General features: G+C 66.9%; 5 protein-coding genes. 2 read left to right on the top strand and 3 right to left on the bottom strand.

Annotation, left to right across the window (positions count from 1 at the left end; all coding sequences use genetic code 11):
* The coding region (locus tag ACWELQ_RS38295; RefSeq protein ID WP_452401906.1) for an Lrp/AsnC family transcriptional regulator at positions 1 to 440 on the bottom strand (440 nt) is incomplete at its 3' end.
* 87 nt (positions 441 to 527) lie between these two features.
* On the opposite strand from ACWELQ_RS38295, the gene ACWELQ_RS38290 reads away from it, so the two are divergent.
* A complete protein-coding gene (locus ACWELQ_RS38290) occupies positions 528 to 1,691 on the top strand; it encodes a lactate 2-monooxygenase (protein WP_452401905.1) in 1,164 nt (387 codons plus the stop codon).
* Here the strand turns inward: ACWELQ_RS38290 and ACWELQ_RS38285 are convergent.
* A complete protein-coding gene (locus ACWELQ_RS38285) occupies positions 1,688 to 2,098 on the bottom strand; it encodes a DUF732 domain-containing protein (protein WP_452401904.1) in 411 nt (136 codons plus the stop codon). The two genes, ACWELQ_RS38290 and ACWELQ_RS38285, sit on opposite strands and share 4 nt — an antisense overlap.
* A gap of 236 nt (positions 2,099 to 2,334) precedes the next feature.
* Here ACWELQ_RS38285 and ACWELQ_RS38280 point away from each other — a divergent pair, with 236 nt between their 5' ends.
* Complete coding sequence (locus tag ACWELQ_RS38280) at positions 2,335 to 3,480, top strand: FG-GAP repeat domain-containing protein (protein WP_452401903.1); 1,146 nt, start codon at positions 2,335 to 2,337, stop codon at positions 3,478 to 3,480.
* A gap of 4 nt (positions 3,481 to 3,484) precedes the next feature.
* On the opposite strand, the gene ACWELQ_RS38275 is transcribed toward ACWELQ_RS38280, so the two are convergent.
* Positions 3,485 to 4,762, bottom strand: a 1,278-nt coding sequence (locus ACWELQ_RS38275) for an amidase (protein ID WP_452401902.1), incomplete at its 5' end; no start/stop codon positions are given.

The following is a 4,762-nucleotide window of genomic DNA, read 5'->3' as shown; positions in this document are numbered from 1 at the left end:
ATGCGCCAGCTGCCGCCTTCGGTGAACCAGTGGGTGACGATGCGGGTGCGCACGGCCACGATATGGGCCAGGGCAGGCAGCACGTCGAGGGTGTAGCGGGCCATCTGGTCGAAGTCGCCGGTGGCGACGGTGGCCAGGATGCGATTGCTGCCGCCCGCACGTTCCAGGGTCAGCATGTGCGGGTGCGCGGCCAGCACGGCGACGACGGTATCGGTTTCGCCTGCGGTGCAATCGATATCGATGTAGGCGGCACACAGCTGATCGAAGACCGCGGGCCCGGGCGAGACGCAGACCCAGGCCTCGCCGCGCTCACGCAACCGCTGCCAGCGCCGCGCCACGGTCACCGCGTCGACGCCGAGCACCTGGCCCAGTTCGGTCCACGACGCGCGGGGCCGCAGTTGCAGGGCGTGGATCAGCGCGAGGTCGTCTTCACTCAGCAACCTGACGTCATCCTGCACAATCCAGCATCCTATGCCTGTATCCTGCGATCAACCGACCGTCGAGGCGCAGTCTCGCACAATTTCAGCATGGCATTCGGTGACTTTCAGAACGAGATCTACTTCAACGGGTTGCGCGGGGTGGTGCCCGCCTATCCGGTGAGTTACGCGGAGCTGGCCGAGCGGGCGCAGGCGGCGATGCCGCCGTCGGTGTACTCGTATGTGGCCGGTGGGGCCGGGGACGAGCGCACGCAGAACGCGAATGTGGCGGCGTTCGATCGGTGGGGTGTCGTGCCGCGCATGTTCGTCGGCGCCAAGCAGCGCGATCTGTCGGTGGAGTTGTTCGGAACGACCTGGCCCGCACCGGTTTTCATGGCACCGGTCGGGGTGATCGGCTTGTGCGCGCAGGACGGGCACGGGGATCTGGCGACGGCGAAGGCGGCCGCGCGCACCGGAGTCCCGATGGTGGCCTCCACGCTGACGGTGGATCCAATGGAAGACGTGGCGGCCGAATTCGGTGACACCCCAGGGTTTTTCCAGCTCTACACCCCCACCGACCGAGACCTCGCCGCCAGTCTGGTGGAGCGCGCGGAGCGTGCGGGGTTCAAGGGCATCGTGGTCACCCTCGACACCTGGGTGACCGGGTGGCGGCCGCGGGATCTGTCAACCGGCAACTTCCCGCAGTTGCGCGGGCATTGCCTGGCCAACTACTTCACCGATCCGGTGTTCCGGGCGAGCCTGGCGCAGTCTCCGGAGCAGGATCCGCAGTCGGCGATCCTGAAATGGATTCAGGTCTTCGGCAATCCACTGACCTGGGCTGATCTGCCGTGGCTGCGGTCACTGACGACACTGCCGCTGATCGTGAAGGGCATCTGCCACCCCGAGGACGCGCGCCGCGCCAAGGACCTGGGTGTCGACGGCATCTACTGCTCCAATCACGGTGGCCGCCAAGCCAATGGCGGGCTGCCGGCACTGGACGTCCTGCCGGAGGTGGTGGCCGCGGCCGACGGGCTACCGGTGCTGTTCGACTCCGGAGTGCGTTCGGGCGCGGACATCATCAAGGCCCTCGCACTGGGTGCGAGCGCGGTCGGCATCGGGCGGCCGTACGCCTACGGGCTGGCGCTCGGCGGCGCGGACGGCATCGTGCACGTGCTGCGCACCCTGCTGGCCGAGGCCGATCTGATCATGGCCGTGGACGGCTACCCGACCTTGAAGGACCTCACGCCCGACGCTCTTCGCCGCGTATCGGTCTAATTCCCCAAATAGGAGAATTCGGGGCAGAATGCGCCGATCGATGCTCCGATAATGATGCCGGACTGGTCGGCCGCGAATTCCGTGCCTTTGGTGATCCGATCCGAAATGTGGTCGAGTTGGCGCGAATCCGCGGTCGCACCCAGGACGGTATTCGTCTGCAGCGAAGCGCAGACCGTCCGGCCCATCGAGACGGTCTGCGCGCGGTCGGAGAAATGCACTCCGGCCTGCTGCAAGGTGGAAATGTACAGGTCCTCGGAGCCGGGGCCGTCCAGTAGATCGGTTATGCGAGGAATGACCGGCTTAATGGGTTTTCGGGATGTCGTCGCCGGAAGCACCTGAGCGTCTTCTGTTCGCTCGCATCCCGCGGCCAGAATCAGGAGAACAATCCCTATCGCAATCCTGTACATGAATCGGACCGTACACCCGGCCTCATCATGATCACATCATGCGCGAATCAAGCGAATTCGACCCGAATGACGTATGCCGTGGTGGGATCGGCGTTTTCGGCAAAGTGCACTAGACAACTCGGTCCGGCTGCGGCAATCGGCCGAAAAGCGTTGAAGCGCACGGTTTCCTGTTACACGGTGTCCTAGAGTCCGTGCCCACCACCGTTCGGTGGTGTCACAGCGACACAGGAATACCTATGCACGCACGCGTTTTTCGCCGTTTCCTCGTCACCGCAGCCGCTCTCTCGGCCGCCGTGCTCACGCTGCCCAGTGCGGCGTGCGCGGCCGGGGCCATCACCTTCGCGCCCGCCGTCAACTCGCCCTCGGGCGGCTCGTTCCCGTCCTGGGGTCCCGGTCCCGCGCCCATCGGCATGGTCGCGGCCGATATCGACGGGGATGGCATCCCCGATATCGTGGCCGCCGACTTCCAGGGCAGCGGGCCGATCGTCATGAAAGGCAAGGGCGACGGCACCTTCGCGCCCGGCACCCGAGTGGGCTCGGTGGGCAACGGGTTCGGCGCGATCGCGGTCGCGGACCTCAACGGCGACGGCAAACCCGATGTCATCGCCCAGGCGTGGACGCAGATCGCGGTCTTCCTCAACAAGGGCGACGGCACCTTCGCCCCGGCCAAGACCTACACCACCGTGGAGGGCGCACAGCAGGAGGTGCTGGTCGCCGACGTGAACGGGGACGGCAAACCCGATGTGCTGAGTCTGCTGCCGACCGGCGTGCAGACCTGGCTCGGCAATGGCGACGGGACGTTGAAGGCGGGGCCGGTGACCACCTTCGGCGGCACGCCCGGCACGTTCACCGTGGGCAAGTTCCACACCGGCTCCAAGATCGACATGGCGATCAACAACGATGTGTCCCAACAGGTCGAGGTGTTCTTCGGCAACGGCGACGGCAGCTTCACCCACAAGGGCGCGAGCACCAGCGGCCTGATCACCGAGGACATCCGGGCCGCCGATTTCGACGGCGACGGCATCGACGACATCATCACCGCGGACTCGTTCTCCTTCTCCACCACGGTGCTGATCTCCGACGGCAACGGCGGATTCAAGAAGACGAACCGGATCAATCTGTCGGGGCTGGGCCCCACCAGCATCGCGGTCGGCGACTTCAACCATGACGGCAAGATGGATGCCGCCATGTCGGCGGTGCTGAACTCCAAGATCGTCATCTTCACCGGCAACGGCGACGGAACCCTCACCAAGACCGGCGAATACGACGTCACCACCCAGCCGCAGACCCCGGCGCTGGCCGATTACAACCGTGACGGCAAACTCGACATCGCCGTGGCGGGCGACGCCAACGCCGTGTCGTTCCTGAAGAACATCTCCTGAGCGATCAGTCCTGGATACGCCGGAACGGGCGCGCCTCCTCCAGGGCGTAGCCCAGTTCCAGCAGGGTGCGTTCGTCGCCGTGGGCCGCCGAGAACATCATGCCGATCGGCAGCCCGGCGGCGGACGCACCCATCGGCAGCGAAAGCGCCGGTGCGCCGGTCACATTCGCCAAGGGCGTGTAGGTGACGTAGGCCAGCAGGCGGTCGAAGACCTCGTCGAAGGGCTGCTCGGGGCTCAGGTAGCCCATTCGCGGGGTCAGCGACGCCAGCACCGGGGACACCAGGAGTTCGACATCGCGGAAGGAGGCGGCGTAGGCGTGGCGGATACGCGAAAGTCGGTACAGGACAGCGGGTGCGCGCAAGGCCGAACCGCGGAAGCGACCGCCCAGACCGCGGGTGAAGGGATCCAGCCGCGCCGGGTCGAAGGAGCGGTCGAAACTCAGCTTGCCGGTGACGCCGAGCAGGAACGCCAGCATCTCCCAGTAGGTGGCGAAGTCGTCGGCGAAACGGGGGGCGACCGGGTAGCCGACGGGCTTCACCTCGTGCCCGAGGCTTTCCAGCAGGGCGACGGTGTCGTCGAGGGCCGCGCGGATCTGCGGATCCAGGGGTGCGCCGGTGATGGGTTCGGTGAGCACGCCGATCCGCAGGCGACGGTTCGCGGGGCCCTCCACCAGGCCGACCGGGGGCAGATCCGGATTGCGCCAGACCCGTTCGGCCGCGGCGAAATACGTGGCGGTATCGCGGACGCTGCGTGTGAGCACGCCCTCGGAGACCAGATTGATCGGCATCGAACGGGCCTGCGGGCCGTCGATGTGGCGGCCGCGCGTCGGCTTCAACCCGACCAGGCCACAGCAGGCGGCCGGGATGCGGATGGAACCGCCGCCGTCGTTGCCGTGCGCGATCGGCACCACGCCCGCGGCCACCAGCGCCGCCGACCCGCCCGAGGAAGCGCCCGAGGAGAACCCGGTGTCCCACGGGTTGCGCGTCGGTGCGGCCCCGGCGAATTCAGTGGTCGCGTTCAACCCGAATTCGGGCAGGGTGGTCTTGCCGAGCGCGGTCAGTCCGGTCCCCAGCAGTTGTTTCGCGTACGGCCCATCGGCTTTCGCGGACCGCGCGCGCCAGGCCGCACTGCCGTGTTGGGTGGGCAGCCCGGCCAGGTCGGTGTTGTCCTTCACATAGGTCGGCACCCCGAACAGCAACGCGTCCCGATCGACCGGAATCCGCGGCGAATCCAGCTCCGCCACAATCGCATTCAGTTCCGGATTCACCGTGGCCGCGCGTTC

The organism is Nocardia sp. NPDC004722, assembly GCF_053601505.1.
Note: the sequence above shows the minus strand (reverse complement) of the source record. Positions and strands in the feature narration are given on the sequence as shown.

Bases quoted from the DNA above. Each gene is read 5' to 3' on its own strand.
- ACWELQ_RS38285 (WP_452401904.1), bottom strand. From the start codon at position 2,098: ATGTACAGGATTGCGATAGGGATTGTTCTCCTGATTCTGGCCGCGGGA.
- ACWELQ_RS38290 (WP_452401905.1), top strand. From the start codon at position 528: ATGGCATTCGGTGACTTTCAGAACGAGATCTACTTCAACGGGTTGCGC.
- ACWELQ_RS38280 (WP_452401903.1), top strand. From the start codon at position 2,335: ATGCACGCACGCGTTTTTCGCCGTTTCCTCGTCACCGCAGCCGCTCTC.